Origin of the sequence: Plantactinospora sp. WMMB334, from assembly GCF_049179095.1 — a bacterium.
Taxonomy (GTDB): Bacteria; Actinomycetota; Actinomycetes; order Mycobacteriales; family Micromonosporaceae; genus Plantactinospora.
In genome coordinates this window covers 1,670,244-1,684,840 of record NZ_JBMHME010000002.1, presented here as the reverse complement: position 1 = coordinate 1,684,840, position 14,597 = coordinate 1,670,244, and the positions used below count along the sequence as shown (strand labels likewise).

Annotated in this window: 10 protein-coding genes; 1 reads left to right on the top strand and 9 read right to left on the bottom strand. The window is 72.9% G+C overall.

Annotation, left to right across the window (positions count from 1 at the left end):
* Nucleotides 1-33 precede the first annotated feature (33 nt).
* Together aceB and aceA are read right to left on the bottom strand one after the other, a co-directional pair.
* Nucleotides 34-1,755: a malate synthase A gene (gene aceB / locus ACN27G_RS07300; RefSeq protein ID WP_421492014.1), complete on the bottom strand. Its 1,722-nt coding sequence runs from the start codon at nucleotides 1,753-1,755 to the stop codon at nucleotides 34-36.
* Entirely contained in the window at nucleotides 1,755-3,038 is a 1,284-nt protein-coding gene (gene aceA / locus ACN27G_RS07295) for an isocitrate lyase (RefSeq protein WP_421492013.1), read from the bottom strand. The genes aceB and aceA overlap by 1 nt, the downstream gene beginning before the upstream one ends.
* Before the next feature lie 214 nt (nucleotides 3,039-3,252).
* Between aceA and ACN27G_RS07290 the strand changes: the two genes are divergently transcribed.
* Entirely contained in the window at nucleotides 3,253-4,650 is a 1,398-nt protein-coding gene (locus tag ACN27G_RS07290) for a short-chain fatty acyl-CoA regulator family protein (RefSeq protein WP_421492012.1), read from the top strand.
* A 579-nt stretch (nucleotides 4,651-5,229) separates the two neighbouring features.
* Here the strand turns inward: ACN27G_RS07290 and ACN27G_RS07285 are convergent.
* The 7 genes from ACN27G_RS07285 to ACN27G_RS07255 all read right to left on the bottom strand — a co-directional run bounded on the left by ACN27G_RS07285 (nucleotide 5,230) and on the right by ACN27G_RS07255 (nucleotide 14,484).
* Entirely contained in the window at nucleotides 5,230-6,813 is a 1,584-nt protein-coding gene (locus ACN27G_RS07285) for a phospholipase D family protein (RefSeq protein ID WP_421492011.1), read from the bottom strand.
* A 765-nt stretch (nucleotides 6,814-7,578) separates the two neighbouring features.
* Nucleotides 7,579-8,319, bottom strand: coding sequence for an anti-sigma factor (locus tag ACN27G_RS07280; RefSeq protein WP_421492010.1), 741 nt, complete (start codon nucleotides 8,317-8,319; stop codon nucleotides 7,579-7,581).
* Nucleotides 8,316-8,990: an ECF RNA polymerase sigma factor SigK gene (sigK, locus tag ACN27G_RS07275; RefSeq protein ID WP_421492009.1), complete on the bottom strand. Its 675-nt coding sequence runs from the start codon at nucleotides 8,988-8,990 to the stop codon at nucleotides 8,316-8,318. Before sigK ends, ACN27G_RS07280 begins: the two co-directional genes overlap by 4 nt.
* Before the next feature lie 73 nt (nucleotides 8,991-9,063).
* Nucleotides 9,064-10,647: a hypothetical protein gene (locus ACN27G_RS07270; RefSeq protein ID WP_421492008.1), complete on the bottom strand. Its 1,584-nt coding sequence runs from the start codon at nucleotides 10,645-10,647 to the stop codon at nucleotides 9,064-9,066.
* Nucleotides 10,644-11,960: a tetratricopeptide repeat protein gene (locus ACN27G_RS07265; RefSeq protein ID WP_421492007.1), complete on the bottom strand. Its 1,317-nt coding sequence runs from the start codon at nucleotides 11,958-11,960 to the stop codon at nucleotides 10,644-10,646. Before ACN27G_RS07265 ends, ACN27G_RS07270 begins: the two co-directional genes overlap by 4 nt.
* 73 nt (nucleotides 11,961-12,033) lie before the next feature.
* The gene (locus tag ACN27G_RS07260; protein WP_421492006.1) at nucleotides 12,034-13,758 is read right to left on the bottom strand and encodes a DUF4331 domain-containing protein; all 1,725 of its coding nucleotides are present in this window, start codon (nucleotides 13,756-13,758) and stop codon (nucleotides 12,034-12,036) included.
* 153 nt (nucleotides 13,759-13,911) lie between these two features.
* Entirely contained in the window at nucleotides 13,912-14,484 is a 573-nt protein-coding gene (locus tag ACN27G_RS07255) for a MarR family winged helix-turn-helix transcriptional regulator (RefSeq protein WP_421492005.1), read from the bottom strand.
* Nucleotides 14,485-14,597: the final 113 nt, after the last annotated feature.

The window sequence follows — 14,597 nt, the reverse complement described above, 5'->3', positions numbered from 1 at the left end:
GAGACACACGCGGCCCGGTCCCGGACGCCCGGGCTACGCCGCCATCGGCGCGGCGGACCGGGCGGTCCGGTGCGGCGCCTGCGCCGTCACCAGGTGCCGGGCGTACGCCTCGGTGGTGAAGAAGGCCGGCAGGTCCTCGCCGAGCGCGCTCCGGGCGAAGATCTCCGCCGCCTGCGCCACCCGCTCCCGCGCCCGTTCGGCGACCGGCCGCTCCGCGCCGGGGTTCGCCGCCTCCTCGGCCGGCCTCGCCGCCTCCTCGACCAGTTTCGCCACCTCCCCGGCCAGGATCGCCGACTCCTCGACCAGCTTCGCCACCTCCTCCGCCAGGATCGACCGGACGAGTTTCCCGGTGACCCGGCCGCCCTCGGCCAGCGCGGTGCCGTGCTGGATCCACTGCCACACCTGGCAGCGGGCGATCTCGGCGGTGGCGGCGTCCTCCATCAGGTCGAAGATGGCGACCGCACCGGTGCCGCCGAGCCAGGCGTCGAGGTAGCGCAGCGCCACCGCCACGTTGCCGCGCAGCCCTGCCCCGGTCACCCGGCCCGGCGTACGGTCGACGGCGAGCAGGTCGTCCGCGCCGACCGCGACCTCGGCGCGGAGCCGGTCGAGCTGGTGCGGCCGGTCGCCGAGCACGGCGTCGAAGGCGTCCCGGCAGATTCCGACCAGCCCGGGGTGCGCCACCCAGGAGCCGTCGAATCCGTCGCCGGCCTCCCGCTCCTTGTCCGCCCGCACCCTGGCCAGCGCGACCCGGTTGACCTCCGGGTCCCGGCTGGGGATGGCGGCGGCCATCCCGCCGATCGCGTGCGCCCCGCGCCGGTGGCAGGTCCGGACCAGCAACTCGGTGTACGCCCGCATGAACGGCACCGTCATCGTCACGTCGCCCCGGTCCGGCAGGACGAAGTCGTCCCGCCAGCCGAAGTTCTTGACGATGCTGAAGATGTAGTCCCACCGGCCGGCATTCAGCCCCGCGCAGTGCTCGCGGAGCTCGTAGAGGATCTCCTCCATCTCGAAGGCGGCGGTGACGGTCTCGATCAGCACGGTGGCCCGGATGCTGCCCCGCGGGATGCCGAGCCAGTTCTGGGCGAACCGGAAGACGTCGTTCCAGAGCCGCGCCTCGCGGTGGCTCTCCAGCTTCGGCAGGTAGAAGTACGGCCCGCTGCCGGCGTCGAGCTGCCGCTGCGCGCAGTGGAAGAAGTAGAGCCCGAAGTCGACCAGGCTGGCCGAGATGGCCCGCCCATCCACCACGATGTGCTTCTCCACCAGGTGCCAGCCGCGCGGCCGGACCACGATGGTGGCGAGGTCGTCGCCGAGGGCGTAACGCCTGCCGCCCGGCGCGGTGAAGTCGATCCGCCGGTCGATCGCGTCGACCAGGTTGAGCTGGCCGCCGATGACGTTTTCCCAGGTCGGGGCGAGCGCGTCCTCGAAGTCGGCCAGCCACACCTTCGCCCCGGAGTTGAGCGCGTTGACCGTCATCTTCCGGTCGGTCGGGCCGGTGATCTCGACCCGCCGGTCGAGCAGGCCGGGTGCCGGCGGCGCCACCCGCCAGCTCGGGTCGGCCCGGATCGCCTCGGTCTCGGGCAGGAAGCCGGGGAGCTGGCCGTCGGCGTAGCGGGCCCGGCGGGCCCGCCGGGTGTCCAGCAGGGCCACCCGGCGGGCCGCGAACTCGCTGTCGAGGGCGACCAGGAAGTCCAGCGCCTTGGGGCTGAGGATCTCGTCGTACCGCTCGTGCGGCGGTCCGGTGACGGTGACGCGCATCAGAACTGCTCCTCCTCGGTCGAGCCGCGCAGCGCGGTGGTCTCGGCGGCGGGGTTGAGCACCGTGCTGACCAGGTCGAAGTAGCCGGTGCCGACCTCGCGCTGGTGCTTGACCGCCGTGTAGCCGTACGCCTCGGCGGCGAACTCCCGCTCCTGCAACGACACGTACGCCGGCATGCCGTCGGCGGCGTAGCCCCGGGCCAGGTCGAAGATGGAGTAGTTGAGCGCGTGGAATCCGGCCAGCGTGATGAACTGGAACCGGTATCCCATGTGCCCGAGTTCGCGCTGGAACTTGGCGATGGTGGCGTCGTCGAGGTGCTTGCGCCAGTTGAACGACGGCGAGCAGTTGTAGGCGAGCATCTGGTCCGGGTAGACCGCCTTGATCTCCTCGGCGAACCGGCGGGCCAGCTCCAGGTCCGGGGTGCCGGTCTCCATCCAGAGCAGGTCGGCGTGGGGCGCGTAGGCGAGCCCTCGGGCGACGCAGGGCTCCAGCCCGTTGCGGACCCGGTAGAAGCCCTCGGCGGTCCGCTCGCCGGTGACGAAGGGCCGGTCCCGCTCGTCGACGTCGGTGGTGAGCAGCGTCGCCGCCTGCGCGTCGGTCCGGGCGATGATCACTGAGGGGACCCCCGCCACGTCCGCCGCCAGCCTGGCGGCGTTGAGGGTCCGGACGTGCTGCCCGGTCGGCACCAGCACCTTGCCGCCGAGGTGGCCGCACTTCTTCTCCGAGGCGAGCTGGTCCTCCCAGTGCACCCCGGCGGCGCCGGCCGCGATCATCGCGCTCATCAACTCGTACGCGTTGAGCGGCCCGCCGAAGCCGGCCTCCGCGTCGGCGACGATCGGGGCGAGCCAGTCGATCCCGCCGTCGTCGCCCCCGGTCTGCCGGCCCTCCGCGGTCTCGATCTGGCCGGCGCGCAGCAACGCGTTGTTGATCCGCCGCACCACCGCCGGCACCGAGTTGGCCGGGTAGAGGCTCTGGTCCGGGTAGGTCTGCCCGGAGAGGTTGGCGTCGGCGGCGACCTGCCAGCCCGAGAGGTAGATCGCCTTCAGCCCGGCCCGGACCATCTGCACCGCCTGGTTGCCGGTGAGCGCGCCGAGCGCCGGGACGAAGTCCTCCTCGTGCAGCAGGGTCCAGAGCCGCCGGGCGCCCCGGTCGGCGAGGGTGTGCTGTTCCTGCACCACACCCCGCAGCCGGACGACCTCGTCCGCGCCGTAGACCCGCTCGACGCCGGACCAGCGCGGGTCGGTGACCCATTCGGTACGCAACTGCTCCGCCGGGGTGCCCATGGGATTCTCCTCGTCGATTCGTTTGGATAGTCTGCAATCAGCCGTCCATCGGCCGTCCATCAGGACATGCCGAAACCATGACACGATGGCGATCGACGGGTCGAGGCACGGAAAAAGCCAATTCTTGTAAACTCCCTACCGCATTTTGCGAAGTTGCGAATTAGCTGCTTCACACATGTGTTAATGTGGCCGGATCCGGGCGGAGGGAGGCGCCGTGACGAAGACGTTCGCGGGCGGCCGACTGCGCCGGCTGCGCGAGGAGCACGGCGTCAGCCAGATCGAGCTGGCCCGGCAGCTCGGCATCTCCCCCAGCTACCTCAACCAGATCGAGCACGACTCGCGCCCGCTCACCGTCCCGGTGCTGATCCGGATCACCGAGGTCTTCGGCGTCGACACCGCCTACTTCGCGCCGCACGACACCCCCCGACTCGTCGCCGAGCTGCGCGAGGCGCTGCCCAGCCGGGCCAACCTGCCCGACCTGACCGAGCTGGCCGGCAAGCTGCCGGAGGTGGCCGAGGCGGTGATCGACCTCTACCGCCGCTACCGGCAGGCCAACGACCAGCTCGCCGAGGTGGTCGGCGACCGCGACCTCCTGCCCGGCCGCAGCCCGCACGACCAGGTCAGCGACTTCTTCTACCGCCGGCAGAACTACATCCCGGAGCTGGACGAGGGCGCCGAGGCACTGGCCGCCGAGATCGGGATCCGCCGGGGCGAGACCCGGGCCGCGCTGCACGACCGGCTGGCGGTGCGGCACGGCATCCGGATCGTCCGGCAGGACACCGACGCGCTCGCCGGCGACCTGCACCGCTACCGGCCGCAGACCCGCACCCTGCACCTGTCGACGTCGCTGCGCCCGGGCCAGGAGACCATCCGGATGGGCGCGCAGATCGCGTTGCTGGAATTCGCCGACGTCATCGACGAAATCATCGAGGAGGAAAACTTCGCCGACCTGCAAACCCAAATCCTGATGCGGGTCGGATTGGCAAACTATTTCGCCGCCGCACTGATCCTGCCGTACCGCGAATTCCTCGACACGGCCGAGACGATTCGATACGACATCGAGTTGCTCACCGACCACTTCGCGATGGGCTGGGAGAGCGTCTGCCACCGGCTCAGCACCCTGCAGCGGCCCCGGGCGCGCGGCGTGCCCTTCTCCTTCGTCCGGGTGGACCGGGCCGGCAACATGTCCAAGCGGCAGTCGGCGACCGGCTTCCCCTTCTCCCGCTCCGGCGGCACGTGTCCGCTGTGGAACGTCTACGAGGCGTTCGGCGCGCCGGGCAGGGTGATGACGCAGGTGGCGGCGATGCCGGACGGTCAGCGCTACCTCTGGATCGCCCGTACGGTCACCCGGCACCACGGCGGCTACGGCCAGCCCGGCAAGACCTTCGCGATCGGGCTGGGCTGCGAGACGAGGCACGCCGGCCGGCTCGTCTACTCCGCCGGGATGGACCTGCAGGCGACCGAGGCGGCCACCCCGATCGGGCCGGGCTGCAAGACCTGCGAGCGGATGACCTGCCCGCAGCGGGCCGCGCAGCCGATCGGCCGGCAACTCGACCTCGACGAGAACCGCAGCACCTTCATCCCCTATCCACTCCGCGAACAGGGGACATAGCCCCCGGCTACGGCCGGCGGCAGCGCCGTCCGCACCCAGCTCGTTCGGCGGCGGCGACGAGCAGAAGCCGACCTGACCACGCACACGCCGCTCTGGTTCTACATCCTCCGCGAGGCCGAGTTCAACGGAGGCCGCCTCGACGGAGGCCGCCTCGACGGAGGCCGCCTCGACGGAGGCCGCCTCGACGGAGGCCGCCTCGACGGAGGCCGCCTCGACGGAGGCCGCCTCGACGGAGGCCGCCTCGACGGAGGCCGCCTCGACGGAGGCCGCCTCGACGGAGGCCGCCTCGACGGAGGCCGCCTCGACGGAGGCCGCCTCGACGGAGGCCGCCTCGACGACGTCGGCGCGCGGATCGTCGCCGAGGTCTTCCGCCGGGCCATCGAGGGAGGCCGGATCTCGATCCTTCGCGACCCGACCTGGCGGCCGGCCGACGCTCGGCCCCGACGAGGAGACGTTCCGGATGGTCGACCTGCTCCGCCACGCCTTCGAGGGCCAGCGCCGACCTGCCCAACCCGCTCAACTAGGTGTTAGGAAGGGCCCCCGCTACAACAGAAAACGATAAGCGGGGGCCCTTCCTTGCTACCAGGTGCCGGCGCGGCGGTCGCGCCAGGCCCGGCCGTCCGGGTCGTAGACGAGCCGGTACGCGGGCACCGCCCAGAGCCGCTGGTGCCACGGCAGCCGGGGGGTCTCGTGCGGGACGAGCCGTCCGGGTGGCCGGGGCCCGCGCCGGCCAGCCGCGTGCCAGTCCCGCAGCGCGTTCGCGGCCTTGTCGACGGCGCGGATCGCCGATGCCGGGTCGAGCAGGTCATCGTCGCCGCCGGGCGGACGGTCGAGGTGTTCGCGGAGCAGCGCCAGGCGCAGGTCACGGGCGAAGCGGCGGGCTCCGTCGCCGAGACCGGCCGGGTCGCGCGGCTCCCGCTCGTCGCGGGTGTCGTCGAGGACGGCGCAGGAGAGCTCGCTGTCGTGGGTCCAGGAGCGGCGGTTGAAGTTGTCGCTGCCGACGCTGCTCCAGACGTCGTCGACCACGCAGACCTTGGCGTGCACGTAGACCGGGGTGCCGGCGTGGTTCTCGACGTCGTACACGTGCACCCGGTCGGCGGCGACCTGGCGGCACAGCGCGACCGCCTGCTCGCGGCCGACCTGGTTGGGCGGCAGGGCCAGCCGGCCGTCCACGTCCGGGTGCCGGGGCACGACGGCGATCAGGTGCAGCTCGGGATTGTCCCGCAGCGCGTCGGCGAAGAGCGTCGCCACCTCCCGGGACCAGAGATACTGGTCCTCGAGGTAGATCAGCCGCCGGGCCCGCTCGATCGCCTTGGTGTAGCCCCGGGCGATCGACTGCTCGCCCAGCTTCGCGAAACTGTAGGCCGGTTTCATCGCCGGATAGGTCCGGAGCACCTGGATCCGGTGCGGCCCGCAGGGCGGTGGGTCGGGCGGCTGCGGCGGAAGCGGCTCGGCGTGCAGGTCGGCACCGCGCAGCCGGTCCCGTACGGTGCTGATCGGCCCGTACTGGTCCAGCGGGGCCGGGTCGGTCCAGCGTTCCCGGAAGGTCAGGTCGAGCGCCCCGACCACCGGCCCGCGCACCGCGAGCTGCACGTCGTGCCAGGGCGGATTGTCGCCGTACGCGCTGGCCATCCGCACCGCCTGCGGGTCCCCGCGATGCTCGGCGTCGTCGCGCCGGCTGTGACACAGGTCGATGCCGCCGGCGAAGGCGACGTCCCGCTCGGGCCGGCCCGGGTGCCGGAGTACGACGAGCTTCTGGTGATGTGAGCCACCGCGCCGGATCCGGTGGTCGAGCAGCACCTCGCCGCCGGCCTCCCCCACCTCCCTGCCGAGGTGCCGGTTCTCCTCCTGGCTGTAGGTGAACCTGTCGAGGTGCGAGCGCCAGACCAGGCCCTTGACGATGACGCCGCGCCGGGCGGCGTCGCCGAGCAGCTCGGCGATGGTCGGGCCGCCGTCGTGCATCCGTTCGTCCGGGTCGCCCCGCCAGTCGGTGAAGAAGACGTGGTCGCCCTCGTCCAGCGCCTGGATCTCGGCGGTCAGCCGGTCGAAGTAGGCGGCGCCGTGGATCAGGGGCTCGGCGAGGTTGCCCTCCGTCCAGGCGGGGATGGCGGAGTCGGGATTGTCCCGCTCCGCCCCGGTGAGAAACCAGTCCTGAACAGGCACGCGACACCTTCCGGTAGGGCGATCACCTCACGGTAGGACGGGCGCGGCCGCCCTGCATCCCGTACACCGCCCAGCCGGGCTCCACTCGCCTCTCCGCAGGCTCGGGCGGCCAAGCCTACTCAACTATCCGTCGAGAGCCTCGACCGTCGAACGTAGCGCCTCCGCGACCGGCTCGAAGAACGACTCAGTGTAGTCAGGCTACGGACTGCAATCCAGTCGCCAACACAACACACCCTGGTTGCCCCGCCCCTGCTGCCCCCGCCTTCTCACCCCCTTGCTCGTCCCGGACCGACTCCCGTGGTCCGGGGAGGAGCTACTGCCGCCAGCGCCTTCGACCACGTCCCACACACAACCCCATCACCCATCCCCCACCCATCCCCTGCCCTCCCTCCCCGCCGCCGATGGCGCGCGTCAAGATCGCAGATCTTGGAACCGGAGGGTCGCGATAGCAGCCATCCCGTTCCAAGATCTGCGATCTTGGACGTCGAGGCAGGCGAGGGCGGCGATGAGGTCGGCGGAAGCAGTGCCGTTGAGGAGACAGGCATCCGTGCCCCGCTGTCCGTCCGTTCAGACCCAGATACTCATGCCCCGGGGCCCGGGACAGGACAATCGACAGGCTTGCCAACCGATCGCCGCACTGTGCCGTCCGTTTCGATAGCACGTCTACCCACGTGCTGTGCCATCTCCAAGCCCGGCAGCGTTTCTCCGTCAGACCGTCGATCCGGGTGACAACCAGCACGGGACCCCCGGCCGGCGGCACCCCGGTCAGCCGAGAGGCACGCTGCCCAGTACGGCGCTGGTCGGCTGCGCCGAGCCCGTGGCCGGCTCGACGGTCACCGCGACCGCGTCCCGGCCCGACATCCCGGTCAGCACCACCGTGTCGTCGCCGGCCCCGGCGGCCAGCACGCCGGCCGGTCGCGGCGTCGACCCCTCCATCAGCCACAACTGGTAGGCCCGGTCGTCGGGCACCGGCGGCGCACCGGCCAGCAGCACCACTCCGGTGTCCCCGGCCGGGGAGCGGAAGACGGAGAGCCGGCCACCGCCGGCGAGCCCCTCCCGACGCACCACCAGATCCGGCTCGTCGAGGATGTCCCGCACCCGCTCCAGCTCGGCCCGGGCGGCGACGGTGGCGGCCCGCTCGTCGCGGACCCGCTGCTGCTGCACCAGATAGCCGGTCACGCCGGCGGCCACGGCCAGGATCGCGGCGGCGACCGCTCCGGCGGTGACGGCACGCCACCGGGAGAGTGCTGTCCGGCCGTCCCGGCCCGGCAGGCGTCCCGGCCGTTCCTGACGGGTCCGGGAGACCTGCCCCAGCACCTCGGCCCGCAACCGGGGCGGCGGTACCGACCAGGCACCGTCGGTCAGCCGGGCGGCGGTCTCCCGCAGCTCGCCGACCTCGGCGGCGCAGGAGTCGCAGTCGGCCAGGTGCCGGTCGAACGCGGCCCGTTCGAGATCGTCGACAGCATCCAGCACGTACGCCCCGACCAGGGTGTGGATGTCGCTCACCGGGTCACCTCCTCGACCCCGAGTACGCCGAGACAGTCCCGCAGCCGGATCAGCCCGTCCCGCATCCGGGTCTTCACCGTCGGCAGCGCGGCACCCAGCAGCTCGGCGACCTCCCGGTAGGTGTGGCCGGCGTAGTAGGCGAGCGTGATCGCCTCGCGTTGCAGGTCCGTCAGGTCGCGCAGACAGCGCCGTACCTGCTGCTGTTCCAGCCGGCGGGCGGCCTGCTCGGGCACCTCGTCGTACGACGTCTCGGCCGGACTCGTGCCGACCCGGAGCTGGCGCTCGGCGCTGGCCTGCTCCGCGCGGACCCGGTCCACCGCCCGACGGTGCGCGATGGTGCAGATCCAGCTCGCCGCCGAGCCCCGGGCCGGGTCGAACCGGGGCGCCGTCCGCCACACCTCGACCAGCACCTCCTGGGCCACCTCCTCGGCCTGGGCCGGATCCCGCAGCACCCGGCGGACCAGGCCGTACACCCGGGGGGCCATCAGGTCGTAGAGCCGGGCGAACGCCGCCTCGTCACCGAGGGCCACCGCCCGCAACAATCCGTCCATCTCGGCTCGTCCGTCCACACCGGCCGGCCTGTCCACCGCGGCCCGTCCGGTCGCGGGGCCGGCCGCCGGCACCGCCGCGAGATGATCCGGCCGGCGCGGTGTGCCGCTGGATTCCGTCATGGCCTCAGCCTTCCATCGGTGGTCCACGCTGGACCACGGGAGGTTGCCCGACACGCGGGACACGCTTCGGTGTTCACGCGACCGTGCCGAGAGCGCGACCGACCAGGACCAGCCCGACCGAGAGCACCAGCCCGGCCGTGCCGACCGGCGCGGCGGACCGGAGTACGCCCAGGCGCCGGTGCCACCGCCGGAACAGCCGGCGGCCCGGACCCCGCTGGTCCCAGCGCTGTCGCAGCCGCACCACCAGCAGGCCCGCAGCGGTGAGCGTGGCCGCCATGCCGGCGCCGTAGCCGAGCACGAGCAGCACGCCGAATCCGGTGCGCCCGAGGCCGATCGCGCCGAGCAGGATCACCAGGGCGGACGGGCTGGGTACCAGGCCGCCGGAGACACCGAGCCCCAGGATGCCGAGCCGGCTCGTTCCATGCTGGTGGTGGTGACCGTGGCCCTCGTGGTGGTGATCGTGGGAGTGGCCGGGGTGATCGTGGGAGTGGCCGGAGTGATCGTGGGAGTGGTGGTGCGGGCGGTCGCGGTCGCGGTGGCGCAGGTCGAGCAGCATGCTCGCGCCGACCACCGCGACCAGGCCGCCGCTGACCACGCCGAGCCAGCCGAGGACGGTCTCGCCGACCAGCCCGGCCACCGTGGTCAGCAGCAGGCCCAGCACCAGCACGCCGCCGGTGTGCGTGAGCGTCACCGTCGCGCCGACGGCGACGGCGTCCCTCGGCCGCCCGGCCCGACCGGCGAGGTAGGCGGCCATCACGGTCTTGCCGTGGCCGGGCAGTGCGGCGTGTGCCGCCCCGAGCACCAGGGCGAGCAGCACGGCCAGCACCCCGACCAGCGGCGTCAGCTGCCGGCTGCCGGCGAGGTCACGCAACCGCCGCTCCGCACCGGCGGTCCAGCCGGTCGCCCGCGACGTGCCGGAGGCGGTCGTCGCGGCTCCCGGCAGGGCCGCGCCCGCCACAGAGCCATCGACGCCGGGCTCCGTGCCACCGGCTTCGGGCCCCGTGCCAGCACCGCCGGTCCCCGGCTCCACCCGCAGCCGCGCCGACCGCACGTCCGGCGGTGAGCTGAGCAGATCCTCCGGGTACGCCCGCAGCCCGCCGCTGAGATCCCGCGCCGGCAGCGGCGAGTCGACGATCCGCACCCCGTGGCCGACGGCGGTCAGTTCGCGCCAGCCGATCCGGTCCACCCGGAACCGGTTCACGATCTCCACCGTCGTCGCCGACCCGATCACGGTGCCGGCGTCCAACCGGCAGCGCAGCCGGCTGGTGGGCAGGCCGGCGCTGCCGGGGGCGTACTCGAAGGCGCTGTCGCCGAGCGTCCAGCCGAGCCGGCGGCCGGCGACGGTGACCTCGAAGTCCCGGGCGAACCGGCCGCAGGAGGCGGTCGCGTGTGCCGCCCGCTCCGGCCCGCTCGCCGTGCCGTCGCCGTCCGCGTCGACCGTGCCGGACTCCTGCGCGGTGGGCAGTTCGGCGAGGTCGACCTCCACACCGACCTCGATCCGGTCGGTGTGGAGTCGCACCGTCGCGAGCTGGTTGACCGAGAAGTTGCCGAGGGGGTGGGCGCCGGCCGGGCTCGGCGGTGCGGCGACCGCGCCGACGAGCCCCAGCGACACTCCGAGGCAGAGCCCTGCCAGCGCCAGGCATGCGATGCGTCTCATGCCGGTCCCAGCCTCTCCAGGGTGCGCGCGGCGGCCGGCGCGTCCACGGGCGAGAAGTACGGGTTGATGTCGAGCGCCCGTCGCAGGTGCCGCCGGCCCTCGTCCCGGTTGCCGAGTGCCAGCTCGATGATTCCCCGGTGGTACGCGTACCGGGCGTCGCGGGCGCCCAGCGACTCGGCGCGGCGGGCGTGGCCGAGCGCCTCGGCGTCCCGCCCGTTGGCGTGCAGGGCCACGGCGAGCGCGTCGGCCACCTCGGCGAACTGGCGCCGCTGCCACTCCCGCCGGGCCAGGGTCAGCGCCTCGGCCGGGCGTGACCGGGCCAGCGCCAGCGCGACCCCGGTCAGGTCGTCGGTGCCGCCGCCGGCGGTGAAGAGCCGGTGCGCGGCCTCCGCCAGGCGGCGCTGCACGTCGGCCTCGGCGCCCCGGCCGGCGGCGTCGAGCAGCTCGGCGTGGTCGAGCAGGTAGCCGGGGGTCGGTGACCGGGCGGTCAGCTCGGCGTAGCCGGCGAGGGCCTGGTCGAGCCGGCCGCGTGCGGCGGCCACCTTCGCCCGCCCGTGCAGCAGCGGTGGATAGCCGGGGTCGGCGGCCAGGCCGGCGGCGTACTCGCGTTCCGCCCCGGACAGGTCCCCGGAGTTCCAGGCCAGTTCACCGAGCTGGTGGCGGCAGAATGCGATGTCGGCGGGGTCGAGGGCGAGGTCGAGGGCCTGCCGCAGCAGGGCGTCCGCCTCGGCGGTCCGGCCCCGCTGCTCCCGGTCGTAGGCGGCCCGGGTCAGCGCGGGCAGCCCGGGGCGGAGGTCGAGCAGGGACTGCACCGCCCCGGTCGCCTCGTCGGCCCGGCCGAGCTGGGTCTGCGCGTCACCGAGCACCGTGTACGCCTCCGCGCTGTAGGGGTTGATCCGCAGCGCCTGCCGGGCGTACCCGGCGGCACCGGTGAAGTCGTGCCGGGCGTTCGCCAGGGCGCCGAGCCCGGCCAGCGCCGGGTCGTTGCCGTCCGGCCGGAGCGTGAGGGAGCGGCGCAGCGCCCCTTCGGCCCTGCCGAACCAGCTCGGGTCCGCGCTGATCCGGGACTTCTCCAGGTACGCCATGCCGAGCGCCGCCCAGGTGACGTGGTCGCCGGGAACCCGGCGGAGCTGTTCCTGTGCCCGGTCGATCGTTGCGGCGAGCCGGTCGACGCGCGGCACGACCTCGCCGGCAACCGGTGCCGGATCCTCCGGCGGGCGGAGTCCGCGCAGCGCCCCGGCACCGAGCAGCAGTGCCGCCACCAGGCCCGTGACCAGCAGGGACCGGACCCCGATTCGTGGTAGCCGCCTCATCTCTTCCTTCTCCTCCGGTCTCGGGGCCCGGGGGCAGGGCCGGCACGCGGCCACCCTGCCCCCGGGCAGGACGTCACAGCGGTCGGGTCGGTTCGGAGTCGACGGGTGCGGGCCGTCGGCGCCGGCGCAGCCAGCCGACCACCAGCAGGGTGCCGAGCGCGGCGGCGACGCCGGCCAGGCCCCAGGCGACGGTGGTGGCCACCGTCGTGGCGGGTATGTCGCCGCCGTCGCGGCTGGCCAGCCCGGCGAGGCTGCCCGGGGTTGCCGACGGGTCGACCGGCTGCGCCGACGCGGCGCCCCTGCCGTCCGGGGCGGCTCCGGTGCCGGCTCCGCCGCCGGCGGCGGAGTTGACCGCACCGACGTTCGGCAGGGCCAGGTACGGGAAGGAGTCGCCGAAGGCGTTGTCGTTCGCGTCCACCCGGTCTCCGGCGGCGAGCGCGTCGACGAGCTTGCCGGTCTGGGCGGCGCCCTGCACCGCCTGCAGCGCGATGTCGACGGCGTCGTCGGTGAGCCGCCGCCCGTTCGGAAAGCCCTGGAGGTCGCCGCCGAGAACGCCGAGCCGGTTCGGTGCCTCGGCCACCGGCGTCGACAGGTTCAGTCGGAGCATTTCCGCCGGGCGGAACCGGCTCGGCCGTACGTCCTGGTTGTTGAGCTGGGAATTGAGGTCGACCTTGATCGGACCGTCCGGTGTCTTCGTGGTGATCCCGGTCAGGAAGATCTCCACGAGGTCCTGCCGGGGCGTCGCCGGGGCCGGTACGCCGTAGATGCCCTCGACCAGGCGCGGCAGCTCGGGGTTGGTGACCCGGGCGACCACCGCCGGAATGGTGGCGTCCTTCTCGGGCGGCAGGGAGTTGAAGGTGTCCTTCAGGCCGGCCGGCACCACGACCTCGTTGACCAGCGGGTTGCCCAGCCGGGAGACCTGCACCCGGTCGCCGCCGCGCGGGACCTCGCCGACCTTGCCGGAGATCCGGACCCGGGGCCGGTCCGTCGTCGCCCAGACACCGATCACCGGGTTGCGTCTCGGGTCACCGCCGAGTGCCACGTCCTCGAACGGCACCTGGAGGGCGATGCTGTTGACGTTGTAGCCGGCCAGGGTGTCCCGACCGGTCTCGCTGAGGTCCCCGCCGTAGAGCAGGTCGAAGACCCGCAGGTCCAGGAAGAACGGGTCGTCCGCCTGGCCGGCGAAGACCTTCCAGCCGCCGGGCAGGGTCACGGTGGCGTCCCGGCGCAGCTTGGCGTAGTCGGGCATGGCGGCGTTGCCGACCCGGGACGGGGCGACCATCCCACCGGTGACCCGGGTGGTGAAGGGCGCGCCGTCGAAGGACGATTCCAGCCGGTAGGTCTGCCGGAACAGCAGGTTCTCGTCGTCGAGGCTGGTGACCGGGCCGTTGTTGTAGAGGAACGTCGAGTTGCGGCGCCGGTCGACGTTCTGGAACGTCCACCGGAACGTCGCGTCCGGCCTGGCGTCGCCGTCGTTGTCGACCTTGATGTTGTACGCCGCGTCCGTCGCGAAGGGATAGAAGTTCGGTCCCCCGTCCGGCTCCTCGAACGGTATCCAGTTGGCGACGAACGTCAGGTAGCCCGGGCGTTCCGGGCTGACGAAGGCGTAGAGGTCGGTGTTGTCGATCGCCGGGTCCATGGCGACCAGCGGGGCCTCACGGTGGCTGGACGCCCCTGCGGTGCTCGGTCCGAGTCCGGCAACGGCACCGGCGAGCACGACACAGGTGGCGGCGGCGAGTGCCCCGGTCACCCGCCGCATGGGTCCCGGCCGTGCGGCCGGCCCGGATGTGATGGTCATCTTTCCTCCCGAACGTGGTGCGGACGGTGGTGTCGTCTGCCCAACGTTCGGAGGGAAGGGTGATGGTGATGGGCGGTGGTGAGATTGCCGTCAGCCACCCATCCGCCCGGGAGGGTGGCTCCGAATGGTTCCTACGTGTCGGCGGCGGGAGGATCAGCCCCGGCGGCGGCGCCGGCGGGTCCCCTGGTCGGGCTCCTGCAACTCCTCGACGACCTGGCAGGCGTTGTGCATCGGGTCGAGCTGGTCGGCGTGCAGCGCCACCTGTTGCAGCAGTTCCTTGAAGGCCGCCTGGTCCTGTCCGAGCACGCCGAGGATCTCCGCCTCGACCCTGGCGAGCGCCGCGTGCCGCTCCCGCCAGAGAGTCTCTCCGGCCTCGGTGGCGACCACCCGGCGGCTGCGCCGGTCGGCCGGATCCGGCTGGCGCTCGACCAGCCCGGCGGCTTCCAGATCGTCGATCAGATAGGTGAGGACGGTGCGGTCGATGCCCAACTGCGCGGCCATCGCACCCTGGTTGGTCGCCAGGTGCTGGCTCGCGGAGGCGATGACCTGGTAACCCCTGGGGCCGCCGGGGACGTCCCCGACGATCTCGTCCGCCGCCCGGAGGTAGCGCCGCATGATCACCCCGAGCGACCAGGCGAAGTCGTTCTTGAGCAACTCTGCGGCGATCTGCCCGCCACCGTCCGGCGAGGGAGCGGCGGGTGGTGCGGGAGCTGCACTGTCGGGCACATGACCAGCATACTCGCCTGCAAGATTATCTTTTTGAAAGATCTTCTGTCATACAGAAGGACAGCCTTAAAGATAATCTAAATCACAGTCCTGCTGCCTTACAGGAGATCGGT